The sequence below is a fragment of the Neobacillus bataviensis genome (assembly GCF_019969725.1).
Genome location: NZ_JAHXYW010000012.1, coordinates 52,140 through 71,427, shown reverse-complemented (window position 1 = coordinate 71,427; position 19,288 = coordinate 52,140). Strand labels below are relative to the sequence as shown.

Annotated in this window: 21 protein-coding genes; 13 read left to right on the top strand and 8 right to left on the bottom strand. The window is 39.5% G+C overall.

The features are described from left to right. Positions 1-92 precede the first annotated feature (92 nt). From LC455_RS24015 to LC455_RS23995, 5 genes are all read left to right on the top strand, one after another. Positions 93-2,468 (top strand): Ig-like domain-containing protein, encoded by a 2,376-nt coding sequence (locus LC455_RS24015; protein ID WP_223594782.1) that lies wholly within the window; start codon positions 93-95, stop codon positions 2,466-2,468. Between the two features lie 334 nt (positions 2,469-2,802). Then, positions 2,803-3,249, top strand: coding sequence for a PaaI family thioesterase (locus LC455_RS24010; protein ID WP_223594780.1), 447 nt, complete (start codon positions 2,803-2,805; stop codon positions 3,247-3,249). Positions 3,250-3,351: 102 nt separating this feature from the next. After that, the gene (locus tag LC455_RS24005) at positions 3,352-3,810 is read left to right on the top strand and encodes a VOC family protein (protein WP_223594779.1); all 459 of its coding nucleotides are present in this window, start codon (positions 3,352-3,354) and stop codon (positions 3,808-3,810) included. A gap of 108 nt (positions 3,811-3,918) precedes the next feature. Next, on the top strand, positions 3,919-4,458 hold the full coding sequence (locus LC455_RS24000) for a CBO0543 family protein (RefSeq protein ID WP_223594777.1): 540 nt from the start codon (positions 3,919-3,921) through the stop codon (positions 4,456-4,458). Positions 4,459-4,574: 116 nt separating this feature from the next. Continuing rightward, entirely contained in the window at positions 4,575-4,973 is a 399-nt protein-coding gene (locus LC455_RS23995) for a YmaF family protein (protein WP_223594774.1), read from the top strand. Positions 4,974-5,012: 39 nt separating this feature from the next. Here the strand turns inward: LC455_RS23995 and LC455_RS23990 are convergent, their stop codons facing one another. Next, positions 5,013-5,927 carry an N-acetylmuramoyl-L-alanine amidase family protein gene (locus LC455_RS23990; protein WP_223594971.1) on the bottom strand — a complete coding sequence of 305 codons (915 nt, stop codon included), beginning with the start codon at positions 5,925-5,927 and terminating at the stop codon, positions 5,013-5,015. A gap of 654 nt (positions 5,928-6,581) precedes the next feature. Further along, positions 6,582-6,722, bottom strand: a complete 141-nt coding sequence (locus LC455_RS23985) for a hypothetical protein (protein ID WP_223594772.1) — start codon at positions 6,720-6,722, stop codon at positions 6,582-6,584. Positions 6,723-7,299: 577 nt separating this feature from the next. Between LC455_RS23985 and LC455_RS23980 the strand changes: the two genes are divergently transcribed. Beyond that, on the top strand, positions 7,300-7,845 hold the full coding sequence (locus LC455_RS23980) for a hypothetical protein (RefSeq protein WP_223594771.1): 546 nt from the start codon (positions 7,300-7,302) through the stop codon (positions 7,843-7,845). 53 nt (positions 7,846-7,898) lie between these two features. Here the strand turns inward: LC455_RS23980 and LC455_RS23975 are convergent, their stop codons facing one another. From LC455_RS23975 to LC455_RS23960, 4 genes are all read right to left on the bottom strand, one after another. Continuing rightward, the gene (locus tag LC455_RS23975) at positions 7,899-8,336 is read right to left on the bottom strand and encodes a hypothetical protein (protein WP_223594769.1); all 438 of its coding nucleotides are present in this window, start codon (positions 8,334-8,336) and stop codon (positions 7,899-7,901) included. Next, entirely contained in the window at positions 8,336-8,980 is a 645-nt protein-coding gene (locus LC455_RS23970) for a PspA/IM30 family protein (RefSeq protein WP_223594767.1), read from the bottom strand. The genes LC455_RS23975 and LC455_RS23970 overlap by 1 nt, the downstream gene beginning before the upstream one ends. A gap of 1 nt (position 8,981) precedes the next feature. Further along, entirely contained in the window at positions 8,982-9,554 is a 573-nt protein-coding gene (locus tag LC455_RS23965) for a hypothetical protein (protein WP_223594765.1), read from the bottom strand. 411 nt (positions 9,555-9,965) lie between these two features. After that, positions 9,966-10,799 (bottom strand): MerR family transcriptional regulator, encoded by an 834-nt coding sequence (locus LC455_RS23960; RefSeq protein WP_223594763.1) that lies wholly within the window; start codon positions 10,797-10,799, stop codon positions 9,966-9,968. A gap of 118 nt (positions 10,800-10,917) precedes the next feature. Between LC455_RS23960 and norA the strand changes: the two genes are divergently transcribed. Continuing rightward, positions 10,918-12,111 (top strand): multidrug efflux MFS transporter NorA, encoded by a 1,194-nt coding sequence (gene norA / locus LC455_RS23955; protein WP_223594761.1) that lies wholly within the window; start codon positions 10,918-10,920, stop codon positions 12,109-12,111. A 208-nt stretch (positions 12,112-12,319) separates the two neighbouring features. Next, positions 12,320-12,949, top strand: coding sequence for a DUF421 domain-containing protein (locus LC455_RS23950; RefSeq protein ID WP_223594758.1), 630 nt, complete (start codon positions 12,320-12,322; stop codon positions 12,947-12,949). Positions 12,950-13,133: 184 nt separating this feature from the next. Here the strand turns inward: LC455_RS23950 and LC455_RS23945 are convergent, their stop codons facing one another. Next, positions 13,134-13,469 (bottom strand): L,D-transpeptidase, encoded by a 336-nt coding sequence (locus LC455_RS23945; protein WP_223594756.1) that lies wholly within the window; start codon positions 13,467-13,469, stop codon positions 13,134-13,136. A gap of 215 nt (positions 13,470-13,684) precedes the next feature. On the opposite strand from LC455_RS23945, the gene LC455_RS23940 reads away from it, so the two are divergent. The 4 genes from LC455_RS23940 (at position 13,685) to LC455_RS23925 (ending at position 17,277) form a co-directional block, all read left to right on the top strand. After that, positions 13,685-14,323 carry a cysteine hydrolase family protein gene (locus LC455_RS23940; RefSeq protein ID WP_223594754.1) on the top strand — a complete coding sequence of 213 codons (639 nt, stop codon included), beginning with the start codon at positions 13,685-13,687 and terminating at the stop codon, positions 14,321-14,323. Between the two features lie 361 nt (positions 14,324-14,684). After that, entirely contained in the window at positions 14,685-16,076 is a 1,392-nt protein-coding gene (locus LC455_RS23935) for a DJ-1/PfpI family protein (RefSeq protein ID WP_223594753.1), read from the top strand. 301 nt (positions 16,077-16,377) lie between these two features. After that, positions 16,378-16,602 carry a cyclase gene (locus LC455_RS23930; RefSeq protein WP_223594745.1) on the top strand — a complete coding sequence of 75 codons (225 nt, stop codon included), beginning with the start codon at positions 16,378-16,380 and terminating at the stop codon, positions 16,600-16,602. Between the two features lie 99 nt (positions 16,603-16,701). Further along, positions 16,702-17,277, top strand: a complete 576-nt coding sequence (locus LC455_RS23925; protein WP_223594743.1) for a dihydrofolate reductase family protein — start codon at positions 16,702-16,704, stop codon at positions 17,275-17,277. 38 nt (positions 17,278-17,315) lie between these two features. Here the strand turns inward: LC455_RS23925 and LC455_RS23920 are convergent, their stop codons facing one another. Continuing rightward, on the bottom strand, positions 17,316-17,873 hold the full coding sequence (locus LC455_RS23920; RefSeq protein ID WP_223594741.1) for a helix-turn-helix domain-containing protein: 558 nt from the start codon (positions 17,871-17,873) through the stop codon (positions 17,316-17,318). A gap of 121 nt (positions 17,874-17,994) precedes the next feature. On the opposite strand from LC455_RS23920, the gene LC455_RS23915 reads away from it, so the two are divergent. Further along, a complete protein-coding gene (locus LC455_RS23915) occupies positions 17,995-19,275 on the top strand; it encodes an MFS transporter (protein ID WP_223594739.1) in 1,281 nt (426 codons plus the stop codon). Positions 19,276-19,288 lie beyond the last annotated feature (13 nt).

The window sequence follows — 19,288 nt, the reverse complement described above, 5'->3', positions numbered from 1 at the left end:
GCCTATTATTTTTTTACTAATGAATGGAATCTTACGTCCAAGTTGGCAATATATTTTTCAATGTATAACAATTTAAGGAGGCGATAGTTGGTTTGGGGAAAAAGATTTTTCTATTGGTGCTAAGCCTTTTGCTGCTGCTGCCGGGAGCGGGGCTGGCATCAGCTACTGGCTCAAAAACTATTTCGAAATCCACTAGCAATCAAGTAAAAACTCAAGCGGTCGCAAATGCCAGTGACACGAACACGCCGGTTGTGCAAAATTTTCAAACCTCACCATCAACAGTAAAGCCGAATGCGAACGTGCAATTTACGGCTGTGGTGACAGACGATTCAGCGGTGGAGGGAGTGGATGTCCATCTTTACAGCAGTTCTGGGCAATTCCGTTACATCTCATTGTCCGTCGATCAAGCTTCCGGAAAATGGACGGGTACGTATAAAGTGCAGTCTATCGACGAAAATGGACTGTGGACGGTAGAAGTTTCGGCATGGGATGCAGCCGGCAACTTGATGCAGCAGGAACAAGGCAAAGTGACCATTGTGAATCCGGCCGTGGATGTTACACCGCCTGTCGTAAAGGATTTGCAAGTCTCTCCGAAAACCGCAAAACCAAAGGAGACCATTAACTTTACGGCAAGTGCGACCGATGAAACAGGCGTAACGGCAGCAACCGTTTACCTGACAAGCGACTCCAGAGACTTCCGTGAAGTTCCGTTAAAGTTTGACGCGGCGGCAGGAAAATGGGCTGGCTCGTATCAGGTACAAGACAATGATGAAGCTGGAGCTTGGACAGTGGAAGTGAATGCCAGCGATACCGCCGGCAACGGTACTTGGTTTACCGATCCAAACGGCATTACGAATACGAATGCAAATGCTGACACCACCGCTCCAGTGGTCGATAGTGTCGAGCTTTCCGCAACCCAAGTCAGTCTTGGACAGGAAATTGGTATTTCCGCAGCATTGAACGATGATCAATCAGGGGTAAGTTCAGCAGCAGCTTCTTTAGCAAGTCCGAGCGGCTTAATGCGTTCTGTTGACCTTACATACAATAAGCAGTCACAAAAATGGGTCGGCACGTATAAAATTAGCCTTGCAGATGAGCCGGGTGAATGGACCTTAAGGGCACTGGATGTATCCGACAAGGCCAGCAACCGCACTTGGGATTGGCAGGATGGGAAGACTTTCACCGTCACAAACCCGGATGCGGATACGAAGGCTCCAACGTTTGAAACCGTAACAATAAGCCCATCAAACGTAAAAACCGGCGAAAAAGCAAAAATTGCTGTGACAGCACTCGATGATAAATCCGGTGTGGCAGCGGTAGACGTGCGATTATCAAATCAGGAGCACAATGCACAGGATACAGCGAGTCTCACTTATGACGAGTCGGCACGTGAGTGGGTGGGCTGGTACCAGGCTGCGAAGGATACGATGCCAGGTGTCTGGAAAATAGATTCTATTTTTATAAAAGATAAAGCAGGTAACAGCGCGACCGTTTTTGCCGATGGGTCGTTCACAATTGAATCGGACACAACCCCGCCTGCAAAACCAGAAGTGAAGAAAGTAACGGATAAGGATCATGCGGTCACAGGTACGGCGGAGGCAGGTGCGAAGGTAGAAGTAAAGGCTGGCGGGTCTGTTTTAAGCTTTGCAACTGCTGGTGAAAATGGTGAATTTTTGGTTCCAATTACACTTCAGGTGTCAGGCACCGAACTGAGCGTCACAGCCACCGATCAGGCTGGTAATGTTAGTGATGCCACAGTGGTGGTGGTAAAAGATGTGGATGCGCCTGCTAAGCCGGTTGTGAATGCTGTAACGGATAAGGATAAAGCGGTCACAGGTACGGCGGAGGCTGGTTCCAAGGTAGAAGTAAAGGGCGGGGTCCATGTAATCAATTCAGCGGAAACTGGTACGGATGGCAAGTTTTCGGTCCCAATTCCGACGCAGGTGTCAGGCACCGTATTAACCATTGTCGCTATTGATAAGGTTGGAAACGTGAGCGAGGCTGCAACGATTGTCGTCTCAGGGACAGCGGCAAATCTTGCTGGCTGGGTGTCCCGGGATGGCAAATGGTACTATTATGATCCCGTCAGCTTCAATCTGAAAAAGGGATGGTATAAGGTCGGAGGCACTTGGTATTATTCCAATATCGATGGCGTTATGCGAACCGGTTGGCTGAAGGATGGCGTCAACTGGTATTACCTCAAATCAAGCGGAGCCATGGCAACGGGCTGGCAGAAGGACGGCGGTGCTTGGTACTACCTCAAGCCAAGCGGTGCAATGGCAACCGGCTGGTTGAAGGACGGCAAGTACTGGTACTACCTCAAATCAAGCGGTGCGATGGCAACGGGCTGGCTGAAGGACGGCAGATTCTGGTATTACCTCAACTCGAGCGGCGCCATGGTAACAGGCTGGGTAAAAATCTCAGGAAAATGGTATTTCTTCAATAGTAATGGGACTTTAAGAGGATAAGAGGACTCCCTTGGCCAGATGGCTGAGGGAGTTTTTGTTTGAGGTGGGGGGAGTGGGTGGCAATCAGCGGGTAGATGGGGGGACAATCAGCGGATAACGGTTGTCAATTGGCGGAAAGCGAGTGCCAATAAGCGGATAGAGGTCGCCAATCAGCGGATAACGCAGCCTAATCAGCAACTATAAAAAATATCGGTCGGATAGAAGAAGATATCGGTCACTTCTGCAAACTTATCAGTCACTTCTAGTCCCGCTCCCCCAAAAAAGACACGCTCATCCAATTCATGGTATGATAAAAATACAGAAAATTCAAACTAACCAAATGGAGGCCATGACGATGAAGCATTATAATCAATTAAATAAGGTATTAACCGGGGATGCTCCTGGAGCACCGATTACGCAGCTTCTTGGGATTGAACTAGTTGGACTGGAAGAGGGAAAAGTGGTCATGGAGATGGAGACCTCGGAACGGCTATACAATCCAATGGGGACACTACATGGGGGAATCCTCTGCGACCTGTCGGATGCCGCGATGGGTTATGCGTTTGCGAGCACTTTGGCGGACGACGAAGCTTTTACCACAGTGGAAATAAAACTAAACTTCCTGAAACCAATTTGGAAATCAAAGCTTCGTGCTGTTGGACAAGTTATCAAAAAGGGGAACTCGATCGGCCTGCTCGAATGCCATGTTTATGACGAAAAAGAAAGCCTTGTTGCCCATTCCACTAGTACATGTATGATCTTAAGAGGCGACAAGGCCAAGGGCAGATCGACAAAAGAATAACCTACGACTTTTGGTGGAGAAATAATCCCACCAAAGCACAATGTCTCCAACCAATAAAACCACTAAAATGAAATCATCAAATACAGATTGGTGGTATGCTCAATGAGAAATGCGAAACTATATGAAACCCATGTTTACTGTAAAAACCTAGAAAAATCAATTGAATTCTATCAATCACTCGACCTGGATCTTGCCTATGTGCTTAACGAAAGAAGGGTCGCCTTTTTCTGGCTTGGTGAACCTGGTACAAAAGAGCAAATGCTCGGAGTTTGGGAAGTCCCAGAGGACCAATTTTTCAAAAAGCACTTCGCTTTCGCACTATCGGTAGAACAATTACAAGAACTGCCACAATACCTTGAAAGCAAAGGAATTGAGCTTCGGCCTGCGTTTGGATTTGATGCGTCGGAACCGGTTGTCCATGCCTGGATGCCAGCGGCTTGTTACTACTTCGAGGATCCGGATGGAAACTCCCTTGAATATTTGGCAGTACTAGAAGGAGACCCGCAGCCAGAACTTGGAGTTATCCAGCTTAGCCAATGGAAGCAGCATCAAAATGTATAAAGTAACGAACTCCCTGGTCATATTGGCTACGGGGGTTTTTTTATGTTGGAAAAAACATAAAAGATAGGAAAAATTAGATTTGAATTCCAATGCAGAGGTTGTGACAACATGTATCAACAAATGGAGGAGCTGCATAAAAGCCTTAACCAAATACAGAAAGAATATTGGATTCATACTGATTTATTTTCCTTTCAATGGTGGGTTATTGCGGTTGTCAACTTCGGGCTATTTTTCCTATTCATAGTCCTCATTGACCGACAAAGAATATTACCCATCACCATTGCCTTTCTTGTTGCCTTTATTATAGTTGGTACTTTGGATGAAACAGGAGTTAAATTTAACCTGTGGGAATATCCTCATCAATTATTGTTTTTTACAGCAAGATTTAATGCTGCAGATTTTGGAATAGTGCCGAGCCTTGTCGCACTGCTTTACCAATATTGCAGTAAATGGAAGCCCTATATCATTGGCAATCCTCTTTTATCTGCCCTAATTTCCTTCGTGGGGGCAACTCTTTTTTCCAAAATGGACATATATAAGCTTTTGAACTGGAACTATTTTTACTCATTTCTAGTTAGTCTTGTAAGCTTGATTGTTATTAAGGCAATCGTGGATTTGATTGTAAAAAAGAGTAAAAAGCACAATTAACACGATTATAAAAAACGGCTTCATTAAAAATAAATAAGAAAGTACAAATAGCTCATGAAAAGGATTCCCTTTGAATATATTTTTTTCGTATGCAATTAAGAGGGGGGTGGGTTCTTATGAGCTGGAATCAAGGAAATGCCAATTCAAATAGGAACAGGAAAAATTCAAATAGGCAGACAAGTGTAAGTCCGACTGAGAATACAAACACCGTTCAAACCCACGTGCATGAATTCACCGCAAGCACGAAGTTAGCAGAGGAAGATGATGATCGGCATAATCATCGTTTCGCAGGTGTGACCAGTGAGGTGATTCCGATGGGGGATAGTCATGTTCATACCATCATGGTGAATACGGATTTTTTAGATCATCATCACGAAGTCGCGATTACAACTGGTCCTGCCATCGATATCGGAGGCGGAAAACATATTCATGTAGTTCAAGGAACAACCACGCTTGACGATGGCCATGTTCATGAGCTCTTTTTCACCACTTTAATCAACGCACCGCTTGTATAAAAAAAGCCAGTCCCAAGGTTCAAGGGACTGGCAATTTATTTAATTATACACATAATCATATTTAGAAGAATGATAATGATGGAACTTGTGGTTCGCATCGAAATAATCCATCGACACTTGGAACGCCTTCTTCGTGCTATCCCAAAACACGAGCACAATGACGTCGGCAGAACCGTTCGCTAAATCCTCTGCGCCGAAATCATCAGCATCCCAATTCACCGCCTTATATGTGCCAGGACTGCTGACCTTCAACGTATACAACCAATACTTTTCGCCCTCAATCCCTACCAAATCATGATACCCGGCACCAAGCCGCGATTGCAGATCAGACTGCGTCAACCCCACATCAATCCACTTTTTCAACCCTTCCACAGCCGAAACAACATCCGCATTTCCAGCCAGGGTCATCCGGCCGTTATCCATCAAATAATATCCATCAGCAAAATTCTGCCGCAACATCCCGCCATCACGCAAACTGAAATAATACCAGGCCGAGCCAATCCATTTCCAACCCTTAACCATTGCACCCTTCGAATCCAAGTAATACCAGGTGCCTGACACCAGCACCCAACCGGTCTTCATTGCCCCATGCTGATCGAGGTAATACCACTTGGCGCTATCCAACACCCAACCGGTCTTCATTGCCCCGTGCTGATCGAGGTAATACCATTTGCCGGCATCCAGCACCCAGCCGGTCTTCATCATGCCATGCTTGTCCAAATAGTACCAATGGCTCGCGTCCTTCACCCAGCCTGTCCGCATCGCGCCATCCTCACCTAAATAATACCATTTGCCAGCATCCAGCACCCACCCGGTCTTCATCACACCAGCATCATAAAAATGCCACGTTCCACCCTCAAGCTTCCAGCCTGACGGATTCCCCTCCGCCGAAACCACATTCGGAAACACATGCAGCAGCACAAGAGCCACTAGAACAACCAATAACTTTTTCATTTTAAGCAAACGAACCCACCTCACGTTTCTATTACTGGTTTAGTCTTAATATTAGTTCCAAGCCCCGTAATTCCTTCCAGAATCGTCAGACAAAAACTGCACCCTAAATTTAGCTAGAAACTAGCAAAATTAGATTTTTTCCGGGGAAATACTACAAAAAAAGTCAAAGTTTCAGGAAAAGTACATAGATATTCTATGTATTTGTGTGATACAATTACCAAAAAATGTAGGGAAGAGTGATTTCTAATGAAAAAAAGAATAAAGCCTCTTTTAATAACTTTAATAGTCTTATTTGCATTGTTTATATCACAGGTAAATATTTATTGGATTTACTATTTGCAGGTGCATGTGGGAATCAAACTTTAAAAAGTGTCCCGTCCCCAGGCGGAGATAAAGTAGCTTATGTCTTCTTAAGAGACTGTGGAGCCACAACGAACTATTCACCGCAATTATCGATATTAGCGAAAGATGAAGATCTTGAGAATGAATCAGGAAATACATTTATATCGGATAAAAGTTTTTCGATTGAATGGCTTAATGAAAGTACTCTAAAGGTTACTTATAATAAATCTTCCGAAACCTTCGAAAAGGATACTAGTGTAAATGGCGTAAAGATTAAATATATTGGAGAAAAAATATTTAAAAAGCCAGCCCTTACTTCGGGGCTGGCTCTGTATTCATATTGTCACCTTTTGATAGATTAGAAAATACCTCAAACAGCTGCGTGATATAACTATTAAGCTCGAAACCATCTTCTGTAGCAAACTCAGATAATAACAATTTATTCTCCTTCATTAGCCATTCCCCCTCGATTTCTGAACTATCATCAGTATCGACAAACTAGTAGTCTCTTATACATGGAGTTATTCTACAAAATAAGAGGTGCATTCTACAAAATTCACTGAGTAATCTACAAAATAAGAGGTACATTCTACAAATCTAGATAGTAATTCTACGAATTCCTCCTTATTCTACAATTGCTCATAATCCCATAAAAAAACCCCTCAATAAGAGGGGCAAAAAGGGAATAAACTCTTGGTATCTATATGATTACCATTCTTGCTGAATTTTATACCAGCCTTTCAAATTAGTAATAAGAAAATATAGGAAATATTTCAATTGAAGAACAGGAAAGACTGATTACACAGATCTCGCAATGATGTTGTATGTGGGTGATACACTTAGTCCTTTTAGTTCAGCGGCGCTGATAATTGGGATTTTATGTAAGTTTGGGGCTTTTCTGTATAAATGCAGGAGGGCTCTTTTTATGGTTGGAAAAAAAGGGAATTATCTTATGGTATAATTAGGAAGTTTGTTATAAACTCATAGTTAGGCAATCAGCTTGACAATCAAAAAGGGGGATTCCTATTCTGTGAAAAATATAAGATTATGGGGGCTTTTATTAATAATTTCAATCATACCTATAATGCTTTTATATAATTACATTAAGGAGGAAAGGGCGAAGGCGGCAGATTTAATGTATTTGGACCAAGCACCAAAAGTTCGGGTTGATAATCATAATATAGAAATTTATTCTTTTAATAGGTGTACTTACAGGGATAATCCTAGTCCAATTAATCCTTGTACGACGACTTCAAAAGAAGAAGTCTTAAAAGGGAAATCTCCAATTTTTTTAGAGAAAGGGTCTATCCTTGAGATTACTAGTCCCATCCCGCCACGGGGATTCCAAGACGCAAATACACCTAGGGATGAGATGAAAGGGAATTGGGAGCTTTCTTTAACAAAGGATGGGCGTAATTTAGGACCAACCGATATTAAACTTTCATACAAAGTAACAAAAGAAGATTATATCAATATTACAGAATTACCAACAGGTGCAGGTTATTATTTAGGGGAATTAAGGATAGGTACTCCTTCTGGGAGTATCGAATATGTTTTTCAGTTTAATATAAAGTAATGCATATCAAAAAGACTGCAATATGCAGTCTTTCTGTCTTCATAAATATCAGACTATGATTGTAATTTTTCCAATCCTTTCAAAGCCTGTTCCCAGTCATTTATGTTTGATCCATCCTTCCGTGGTTCCTTAGGTGCCGATTCTTTGTTCGAGCGAACTTTACCGCTCTTCCAATATAGTTTACCCATCCAATAAACAAGGGTTCCGGCCATCATAATCGGTAGGACAGGAAGAAAGCCGATGAAACTAATGATATATCCCAGCCATTTTTTCTTACTAAACCTGCGAAGGTACCAGCCAACTACTAAAGCTGCTAGAGTGATAGAAACGAGTAAAACACTGAACAAAGATAATTGAAAATCGCTAATCCCCAGCATTACACCCCAATGAGAAACAATGGATCCTAAATTACCTGGCACCAGCTCTTTCACATCAACTAGTTTTGCTTGCAGGCCAGACTCCAAGGTATTTATGAAACTAGTAGCGTTCATTACTTACTTTCCTTTAGCAGGGCCAACTCACGTTCAACCGCTTCTTGTACTTCCAAGTTTACCGTTGGGGCAGAAGGGATAAAGTAGGAAGCAGCCGAAGCCTGTGCCTCTAATTGCTGGACATAATCTTCTACTCGGCGGAACCCTTTCAAGGCATTGTCCGTACTGAAGGAAGCGACCACTTTTTGCAGCTGCTGTTGTGCCTTTGCCGCATGTGCACGTGAGATTAGCACCAGTCGTCTGTTCGATAATTCGTTGTATTTTTCAAGCAATGTATCAATTTGTTCACGAAGAGCTAATGTCTGTTGTTTCATTGCCTCATGCTGCTCTTGATAGAGTTTCAGTTTTGCTTCCTGCTGTAATTTTTCTTGAAGAGCCATTCTTGCGATGGTATCTTCACCTTTTTCAACTGCAAGCTCAGCTTGACGTGTACGTTTTGCCACCACTCCCGAGGCCTCTGCGACAAGCAGCTCATGACGTTTTTCTAAGTACAGCTGATGACCTAATGTTTCCTTGGCCTTCTCAACCTGCTCGTCCAATTCACGCATATATTGATTCAATAGAATGATTGGATCTTCCACCTTATCCAATAATTCATGTAAGTCCGCCATTACGATTGTTTTTACTCTATTAAAAATACCCATTTTACTTTTCCTCCTTAGTTATATTCTTTTCCCATGCATCTAGTATTTGTGAGTTGCTGCTAACCACAGGTGCTGCTGTATAGCCGATAGGGCTGTACCCCTTTTGCTTAGAGGAACCTGCTTTCTTAAACAACCAGTAAGCACCTGCCCCAATTGCCAGAACCGGAAGGGCTGCTTTTAAGGCTGCTGCAAGGCCAAGACCAATTAATCCATAACCAGCCCACTTCTTCCAAACTTTATCTCCGGCATGTTTGCGAAGGGAGATACCGAAAAGTGTAATACCTACACCGATAAGGGTTCTTGTCCAACCGAAGTCAAAGCCAAAGCCAAAGCCATGCTTCCCGCCATGCCCCATCATGCGATGACCTCGACCGCCCTGCATCATCCCTTGACCGATGCCGCCCTGGGTCATACCCGGACCTTGACCGCCTTGCATCATGCCTTGTCCAGATCCTCCCTGCATCATGCCATGACCGCCAAAGTGGCCAAAGTGCCCGATACCTGGAAGTAAATGAGAACCAGCCCAGATTGCTGCTGCTCCGACTGGAAGCCAAAATAACCATTTTTTCTTCATTGTGTAATTCCTCCTAAAACTGACATGTATATGTTTTTTTGTTGTTATCTCGCTTACAGGATTGATTATGCACAATGCCCCTTAACTTTTTCTTAATAAAAAATAAGTTTTTAAAGCTTCTGCTTTTTTTATAAAAAGGGTGAAATCTGTAAACAGCAGTAATTGTGGAGGATGGGAATGGTTTAATAAAGGTAGACTGGTTGAACTATGGGAGAAATAATAGGTTTTAGGAAATCCTACGAATAAGCGAGTATTCGGGGGAGAAAATCGAATTATACTGAGGGAGTTTAACAACAGGGTTCAATAAAATACATATTATTAATACAAAAAAGCGTGAAAATACCACGCTTATCATTGTCTTTTTTTAATTGTAACGGGGGCAAGATTTAAGATACTAGAATTAATGAGAAATTAACTCTCTATTTGTTCGACTTGAATCATAATTTTGGTGACGTAATGTTCCTTATGATTCATTACAACTGTATCATAAATATACTCTTCAAAAACATAATCACCTAAGGCTAAATTTAAACGTTCCATCTCTGAAAAAAGTCGCTTATATGTTTTATGTATTGTTTTCTCATCCCCAATATGATATCCAATGAGAAAATCGCCTTTCACAGCCTGAAAATACGGATATCCCACCTTTGGATGTGGTTGCTCAATATATAAAAAGCTATAATTAGAGAATTCTCCCTTCATTACATGCTCCCGTTTCGTAATACCACCTATTGGATATCCTGAATCAAGATGAGATATGTTCAATTCATTAATAAAATCTGAAATAACTTCAATAAATTCTTCATCAGTTACATTTTCAATGTTTTTACTTAGATAAAGTGTTGCTTCCGGTAATTGTTTAAGCGTAATTCGTTGAAAATCAAGGTGTGATGCTTCTTCCATTAATGCAATTTTTGCATCAATCATTCTTTCCTTCATTTCAATCTCCTTACGCTTTTTCACAATCTCTTCTTTTTTTTGGTGCATTAATGATAAAAAACTTTCAGGAGATTTATTTTGTGTATATTGTTGAATATCGTTCAGCGACATACCAAGATCCTTTAATAAATCAATAACAAAGAAAAGCTCTATTTGGTGAATTGAGTAATAACGATAGCCTTTTTCATTTTTCCATAGGGGAGATAAAAGTCCAATTTGATCATAATAAAAGATTGTCTGTTTGTTTACCTTACAAAGCTTCGCAAATTCCCCAGTAGTTAAATATTTGCCATGTTTTTTATCCATTTTTTAGGGTACCCCCTTGACTATATAGTTACTATATACACTAGGATGGAAATTGTAAACAAATGAAAATAATCCAAATTAGTTTAAGTAATTTGTATTGTTAAGGAGAGTGGAAAAGATGAAGACTCATAAAGTCACCTTAGGATTATTATTAATGAATTTATTCATAGCCTTTTTGGGAATTGGTCTTGTAATTCCAGTCTTACCTACGCTGATGAATGAATTAGGCATTACTGGAACAACAGTTGGTTATTTAACAGCAGCATTTGCCATAGCTCAATTGATCGTTTCACCATTCGCAGGGAAAGCAGCAGATCAATTCGGCAGGAAAATTATGATTGTTATTGGCTTATTTATTTTTGGCATTTCAGAATTCTTATTTGGGATCGGAAAAGGAATCGAAATGCTATTTATTTCCCGCGTATTAGGAGGAATTAGTGCTGCTTTCATTATGCCAGCAGTTACAGCTTTTATTGCTGATATTACAAATTTGGATACTCGCCCGAAAGCACTCGGGTTTATGTCAGCTGCCATTAGTACAGGATTTATTATTGGTCCAGGTATTGGTGGATTCTTAGCGGAATTTGGAACACGTATACCATTCTTCTTTGCAGGAGCACTTGGTACCATTGCGGCTATACTTTCTATTATTTTATTATCTGAGCCGAATCGCAGAGAAGATAATAATGAACAAGTCTCCGACAGTAAGATGGGTTTCAAACGAATTATTGCCCCAAAATATTTCCTTGCGTTTATTTTAATTTTTATTGCCTCATTTGGTTTAGCAGCTTTTGAATCGTTCTTTAGTCTATTTGTGGACCATAAATTTCAATTTAAACCGTCCGATATTGCCATTGTTATCACAGGTGGTGCAATTTTTGGTGCAGTTTCACAAGTCGTATTATTTGATTGGCTTACAAAAATTTGGGGCGAAATTAAACTGATTCGATATAGCTTAATATTATCAGCCGTACTTGTCTTTTTAATGACTGTTGTTCATTCATATTTCTCTATTTTACTTGTTACATTTATTGTTTTTGTAGGATTCGATATCTTCCGACCAGCAGTTACTTCATACCTTTCAAATATCGCCGGGAACGAACAAGGTTTCGTTGGTGGAATGAACTCTATGTTTACAAGTTTGGCTAACATTAGTGGACCAATTCTAGGGGGTATATTATTTGATATAGATATCAACTACCCTTACTACTTTGCGACTGTGATACTATCTCTGGGAATAGTTATCACATTGTTCTGGAAGAAGCAAACAAGTGATTCTTCAAATGAAGTGAAGACTAGTGTAGCTAATTAAGCAAATTGAAATAATGTCGAAAATTGTGAAACATTGTACTTAAACGATAGGGTGCAAGAGTAGGTTCGTTTAAGAATAAATAAGTTATTAGCCTTTATTTTAAAACACTTATACATTAATTTTTGTTATTACCTTGTTTCCAAACCTATTTACATACTTGCATGGTTTTAACAAATAATAACAAAAAACTTTAAAGGAATGAGAAAAAATGATGGATTTTTTAGAAGATCTACCTTCCTTGCCTTATCTTTTAAAGGCATCGTTAATTTTTTTGGCTGCAATTATTCTTCTGCGTATTGCTGGGAAGAGATCGCTTGCAGAAACCACGGTTTCAGAAGCTGTGTTAAGGATTTCAATTGGTGCCGTACTAATCCAGCCTTTAGCATTGAGACATGAATGGGAAGCAATTTATGCTGGAACTTTACTTATAGTGGGAATTGTATTAGTAGCAAAAATACAAATATGGTTTCCTAAAACTAGAAAATACATTAATGGAGTACCATCCGTACTTATTAAAGATGGACAGATGAAGTTAGAAGAGCTAAAAAAAGCCAGATTAACGACAGATGAGCTACAAAGTGCACTTCGCCTAAAAAAAATAGGAAATGTCGAAGATGTTGAATTAGCAATATTAGAGGCAAATGGTAAAATATCCGCTGTCCTAAAGCCTAATAAAACACCTGCAACCAAAGAAGATATCCTAAAAATTATGGATATCTTATCCGAGAATGGTATTCGTTCCTCATCACAAAATCAGTCTGAAGCGAAAACGCCACCATTATTTAAAGAAGCTTATTCCGAAGGAGAGATAGTGGACTATAAAACTCAGTTACATTAATTGCTAACTTTTTTCTTTTTACTATACATAAATTAGCTTGTTTACAACTGGTTCTTATATAAAGGATCCAGCTTTTTTTTGAAGTTATTAAACAAACGAGTGGAGGGAGAAAGATAAAAAACCATCTCTATTTAAGTCGTACTTAACCGAAATAACGTAGTAAAAAAGTGCGAGAAGTATAGGGTCATTTATGAATAACAACCCTAGTACCAATCGGAACTAAAGATGATAATTCCAGAACATCATGATTATACATTCTAATACATCCATGAGAGACATTCTTTCCTATAGAAGATGGATTATTTGTTCCATGTATACCGTAATGTGGTCTTGACAATCCCATCCAAAGCACTCCAAATGGTCCGCCAGGATTAGGATCCTTGTTGATAATCGTGTAAGCTCCTGTAGGTGTTGGTGACAATATTTTTCCAACTGCAATTGGGTAAGTTTTTAAAAGTCTGTGATGATCAAAAAGTTTTAATTGGTGTTTTGATGTTGATACATCTATCCATTTCGCCATGAAGATCAACTCCATTTTTTGAATATTTTATGAAGTAAATCAGGCATTTGTTAATTTACAAGAATTAATGGACGGTTAATAAGAAAACAAAACTAAACTGATTCCCAAAACGGATGGTAATTGCACCTTGACGGGGGTAAAAAGACCTAATGTGCATGCTGTAATATTAGTGGCATCGAATTGGAATAATAAGCATGGTAAAGGGGGTGAATAGGTTGGAAAAATTAAAAAAGAACTTGGAACGGAAAAACACGGCCGTCATCGTCGTGGATGTGCAAAACGATTATTGCCATCCCGGTGGAGCGATTGCCAAAAGCGGAAGCGACGTCAGCGCGGTCAAAAAAATGATGCCGAGCTTGCACAGCTTGTTGGATGCGGCAAGAGAGCACTCCGTTCCAATCATTTTTCTGCAGACAAATCATGAGAAGGCGACTGATTCTGAGGTGTGGCTTTCCCGGTTTCCGGATGGTGTCAACCCGATTTGCCAGACGGGGAGCTGGGGAGCGGAATTTTACGAAGTTTCGCCGCAGCCGAATGACATCATTGTGAAGAAGCATCGTTACAGCGGGTTCGTTCATACTAGGCTGGAGTCCATATTGCGAACTCTTAAAATCGAAACATTGATTTTAACAGGCGTCAGCACGAATCTTTGCGTGGAATCAACCGCCAGAGACGGGTTTATGCTGGATTATCGAATCGTGCTCATGAAAGATGCCTGCGCGGCTTTTTCGCAGGAAGAACACGATATGACCTTAAAAACCGTGGATACCTATTTTGGAATGGTGGCAGATACGGAACAGGTTGTTTCCTTTTGGCAGATGCACGCAACCCAATCTCCCCAGTTTTTGACCTAAACGGTTGATGGACAAAAAACGACCATACTTATTAGACAAGCACAACAATTCACGTAAATAAAGACGGCCTTTCGCCTTAAATGCAATCATAAAGATATAAAAAAAATAACCTTAATGGCAGAGACATTTTCAGTCTCTGTCTTTTTTATGGTCTGAAACCAGCTAAATCTGAAGTCTGATATAAAAATCAAGCTCCAGCACAATGATTGAAGCTTTAGAAAAAAAGTAATATGAAATCAAGAAATACCAAATACCCTGCGGGGGTACCACAAAAGTTTACGGTAATACCCAAAAAGAGTGCGGTTTTAATCCTGTTCTAACTTAGTAGAATGTAACACATAATCCGGAGGAGGAATTTAAAATGAAAAGGTTTGTAGCACGTTTCGTTGTTTATGTATTGAGTATTGTTGTGTTTGTGGGAGGGATTGGGTTGTATGGCTTTAAACGGCATCAAAAAGATTTTTACTTAAACGTCCGCCATGAGTCGGTTCCTTCGCTGCAAGGAGTGAAAGTCCCTAAGTATAACGCTCATAAACCTACAGTGGCAGTTGTGATGGCAGATTCATCAATACCAACGGAAGATTTCGATTTTCTCATTCCATACACACTGTTTTCGATGACGGATGCCTACAATGTATATGCTGTTGCACCGGACAAAAACATCAAGTCTTTATCAGGAGGTTTGGATGTGGTCCCGCATTACTCTTATAAAGAATTAGATCAATTATTAGGGAAGAGTCCTGATATTGTCGTAGTCCCTTTCATGCCCATCGTTGATGAAAAAAAATATCAACCAACTCGTGAATGGATTCAGAAGCACTCGAATGAAAAAACCACTTTCTTGAGTATTTGCGGAGGTTCACAGAATCTTGCTGATGCGCGCCTTTTAAAAGGAAAATCAGCCGCCTCACATTGGCAAGCGATTCCAGGATTAAAAAAACAGTATCCTGATACACATTGGGTAGAAGACTTGAGGTATGTTCAAGAGGGGAATGTTTTAACCACTGCTGGTCAAAGCGCAGGGATCGATGGTGTGCTGCATTTGATAGCCAAACAGTTAGGAGAACCTATGGCAGCAAAAATCTCAAAAGAAATCAATTATCCTTCTTATCATTTCGTTCAAAATCCAAAGGTAGACCAGCCTTTTTACGTGGATATTAAATTTGCAACATATTGGCTAAATCTTGGATTCCATTGGAATAAGAAACAGATGGGTGTACTACTTTATAAGGGTATGGATGAATTAGCTTTATCTTCTATCTTTGATTCTTATGGAGACACCGGAACGACACAGATATCAACCATTGCAAATTCAGATGCTCCTATTGCCACTAAACATCATCTTAATATCGTGGCTCGACATCAAATTTCGAATGCACCAAAATTAGATAAAATGATCATCCCTGGCAGCACGGCTAAATCACTCGCCGAGGCAGATATAAAACGTTGGAGCGAAAAAGGTAATGCTAAAGAAACAATTTTGATTCATAGTGATTCACCAAACAGATTTGTATTTGAAGCGCCATTGGAAGACTTAGCTAAACAAGAAGACGTTTTAACTGCCAAGCATGCGGTGAAACGATTTGAATATCATGAGAATGGCATCCATCTTGTGGGCAAACCATTTCCTCTTGAAACATACGGCGGTATTCTTCTAACCGTTTTACTAGCTTTGTTGACCGCTTTCTGCATTGACAGACGATTCATTATGAAGAAAACCATTTTCAAATCGGTAAACAAGTCAGTTAACTGAACGGCTTTTGAGCGGTAATGAGTTTTTTGGTTCTTGGTTTTCAGGAAATGGAAAAACACAGCTTGTGCTCGTTGGCGGAAAAAGGTTGAATTTAGGGGATTTATCAACGAATCCGCGCACATGGTTTACAACGGAAGATATAATTACGAGCGTAATAGTTTTAAGACGGAGCTGTCATTTTGGCAGCTTTTCTTGTTGTACAAATGGTGCGCGTAAGGGAAAGAACGGGTAGAAGGTATTTGTATTGTATTACCAGAATATAAATAAAACACTTAAAAACTAAGGTTAAGGAGGGTTCGTAATGGATAAAAGAGTTCTATTCGACTTTGAAATTGAGTTTACTAATGGCGGTGGAATTCAAGGGCAGGAATTCCGCCTTGATATTGATGGAGATGACATTTCTGATGAAGCGTTAGCTAGGTATATTGTAGAAGATATGCGGTTGCTAATGGTCGGTAAAGTAAGAATACTTAATAAGAAAATCATAAATGAAAAACATAAGAGAAGACCTGCTGACGAGAAATAATAAAAGATTATTTTACGGTTTATGCTGAAAAATAAATGAGATTTTACAAAAATTAGTGGATATTTTTAATGTTGTCTGACTATAAGGAGGAAAAAAACTGTGTTTAATAACGAAAGACCTAGAAGAATACTTTTAGATCTTGCAGTTACTTTAGATGGATTTATTGAAGGCCCAAAAGGTGAAGTAGATTGGTGCATTATGGACCCTGATATGGACTTCCATAATTTCTTAAATCATATTGATACTATTTTTTATGGAAGAAAAAGTTATGATTTATGGGGGCAGTATACCCCTGATATTGAAGTTTCTGATTCAGAAAAAGAAATTTGGGAATTGGTACATAGTAAAGAGAAATATGTGTTTTCCAAAACACAAAAAAAGTCTGAAAATAACGTAACATTTATAAATGAAAATATTGTGGAAGAAGTAATGAAATTAAAGAATAAGTCAGGAAAAGATATTTGGCTTTATGGTGGGTCGAGTCTTATTACAACCTTTTTAAATCTAGGGCTTGTTGATGAATTTAGATTATCTGTTCACCCAATTATTTTGGGGGAAGGTAAACCCTTGTTTATTGACATAAAGCAGCGGGTGAATCTAAAACTGGTTGAAACAAAAAGGTTTTCTTCAGGAGTTGTTCAATTATGTTATCAACTGAATGAGAATCTAAAGTGATTAAAAAACAGAATGCCGTGTAAGTGGCATTCTGTTTTTTATGACTCTGGATAGTAAACAATCATACTTAATCTTGTAAGATCATTACTTGGATTTGAATAAGAATGCGGGTTGTCAGCTTTGAACTTAATAGAATCACCTGTTTGTAAAATATGTTCCTTGTCATTAACAGTCAGACAAAGAATACCATTAAAAACTGTTATACATTCTATGGCTCCAGAATTATGGGGATTTGCTATCAAACTAGCTGAAGGTTCCATTTCAACTGAATACATTTCAAAAGGCTTTTGATCCTCAAAACTAAAGTAAGGAAAGAGACGATACAAACCTTTATCTTCTAAGAGTGGGTCAATATTTTCTTTTCTAACAATTTCAGTGTCAGGAACTTCGTACTTCATTAGAGAAGTAAAAGGTATTTTTAATCCATCAGCAATTTTCCATATTGTAGTTATAGTTGGGTTGGACTCTTCTTTTTCAATTTGCCGTAAAAGGCTTTTACTCACTCCAGTTATGATCGACAAATCCTCCAAACTCAATTTCCTTTTTTCTCTAATCCTTCTCAAATTATTTGATATGATTCCCTGAATTTTTTCCAAATTTAGAAACCTCCCGTTGTACAATATAATAACCATATTGTACAATAAAATAAAACAATATATTGTTCGTTTTGGTCACTATAATAATTTTATCATTAATACTAAGTTTGTGGGTGATGTTTTGATTCGGAATCGTATTCATTATAGTTGGATAATTTTAATCGTTTCTTTCTTCTCTATTATTGCAGCTGGAATTGTAAGGTCATCTTCAGGGGTCTTCATAGAACCTTTCGAGAATGAATTTGGATGGGACCGTTCGGTTATTTCACTGGCTTTTGCTGTTGGTTTATTTTTGTATGGTATATCAGGTCCTTTTATGGCAGCGCTAATTGAAGTATTTGGTTTAAAGAGGATCATGGTGTTATCAATGGCAACATTGTTGACCGGTACTTTGCTTACCTTTATTATGCAACAGTCGTGGCAACTAATTATCATTTGGGGCATTATTATAGGATTAGGTTCAGGGTTATTTTTAACCGTACTAAGTCCATATGTAGCGAACCGATGGTTTGAAAAAAGAAGGGGACTGGCAATAGGAATATTAACAGCAAGCACAGCAACTGGGCAGTTAATACTGCTTCCCATTATAGCGATCATTATAGATCACTATTCGTGGCGTTGGGCGATTGCTTTAATAATGATTCTTAGTGTGATTATGCTAGTAATCATATTACTTTTTATGAAAAACTCTCCTAAAGAAGTTGGTATTCTACCTTATGGTCTTGAAAAGGAAACAGAAGAATATATCGTTGAACAGAAGAAAAATCCTATTATGATTGCTTTCAACGGATTATTTGAGGCAGTAAAAGCGAAAGAATTTTGGTTGTTAGCAGGTAGTTTCTTTATTTGTGGACTTTCAACAAGTGGATTAATTGGCACCCACTTTGTATCTTATTGTATCAGCTTCGGCATACCTTTGGTGACAGCCGCATCGCTGCTTTCGTTTATGGGGGTTTTTGATTTAGTAGGAACAACACTTTCTGGTTGGTTGTCAGACCGTTTTGATAATAGATGGTTATTATTTTGGTACTACGCCTTAAGAGGTGCATCCCTTGCTCTACTTCCTCTTGCGTTGTCTGAAGGTTCCTACACTTTACTTGTTATTTTCGCTATATTTTACGGGTTAGATTGGATTGCAACCGTACCACCAACGATTGGAATATCAAGGCGAATTTTTGGAGTTGAAAAGAGTGGAATAATATATGGATGGATTTTTGCTTCACATCAGGCTGGTGCAGCAGTTGCAGCCTTTGGTGGTGGACTGATCTATAAAATATTCAATTCTTACACTTGGGCATTTTTCTTGGCAGGAATATTTTGCTTATTAGCAAGTTTGTTTGTAATTGTCATTAAAAAGCAAACATCTGAGATAATCGTTAAAGAGGATTCTTTAAAGATATAACATTAACATGCTC

Coding starts and splice junctions, on each gene's coding strand:
- LC455_RS24010 (WP_223594780.1), top strand. CDS start 2,803: ATGAAGCATTATAATCAATTAAATAAGGTATTAACCGGGGATGCTCCT.
- LC455_RS24005 (WP_223594779.1), top strand. CDS start 3,352: ATGAGAAATGCGAAACTATATGAAACCCATGTTTACTGTAAAAACCTA.
- LC455_RS24000 (WP_223594777.1), top strand. CDS start 3,919: ATGTATCAACAAATGGAGGAGCTGCATAAAAGCCTTAACCAAATACAG.
- LC455_RS23995 (WP_223594774.1), top strand. CDS start 4,575: ATGAGCTGGAATCAAGGAAATGCCAATTCAAATAGGAACAGGAAAAAT.
- LC455_RS23990 (WP_223594971.1), bottom strand. CDS start 5,927: ATGAAAAAGTTATTGGTTGTTCTAGTGGCTCTTGTGCTGCTGCATGTG.
- LC455_RS23985 (WP_223594772.1), bottom strand. CDS start 6,722: ATGAAGGAGAATAAATTGTTATTATCTGAGTTTGCTACAGAAGATGGT.
- LC455_RS23975 (WP_223594769.1), bottom strand. CDS start 8,336: ATGAACGCTACTAGTTTCATAAATACCTTGGAGTCTGGCCTGCAAGCA.
- LC455_RS23970 (WP_223594767.1), bottom strand. CDS start 8,980: ATGGGTATTTTTAATAGAGTAAAAACAATCGTAATGGCGGACTTACAT.
- LC455_RS23965 (WP_223594765.1), bottom strand. CDS start 9,554: ATGAAGAAAAAATGGTTATTTTGGCTTCCAGTCGGAGCAGCAGCAATC.
- LC455_RS23960 (WP_223594763.1), bottom strand. CDS start 10,799: ATGGATAAAAAACATGGCAAATATTTAACTACTGGGGAATTTGCGAAG.
- norA (WP_223594761.1), top strand. CDS start 10,918: ATGAAGACTCATAAAGTCACCTTAGGATTATTATTAATGAATTTATTC.
- LC455_RS23950 (WP_223594758.1), top strand. CDS start 12,320: ATGATGGATTTTTTAGAAGATCTACCTTCCTTGCCTTATCTTTTAAAG.
- LC455_RS23945 (WP_223594756.1), bottom strand. CDS start 13,469: ATGGCGAAATGGATAGATGTATCAACATCAAAACACCAATTAAAACTT.
- LC455_RS23935 (WP_223594753.1), top strand. CDS start 14,685: ATGAAAAGGTTTGTAGCACGTTTCGTTGTTTATGTATTGAGTATTGTT.
- LC455_RS23930 (WP_223594745.1), top strand. CDS start 16,378: ATGGATAAAAGAGTTCTATTCGACTTTGAAATTGAGTTTACTAATGGC.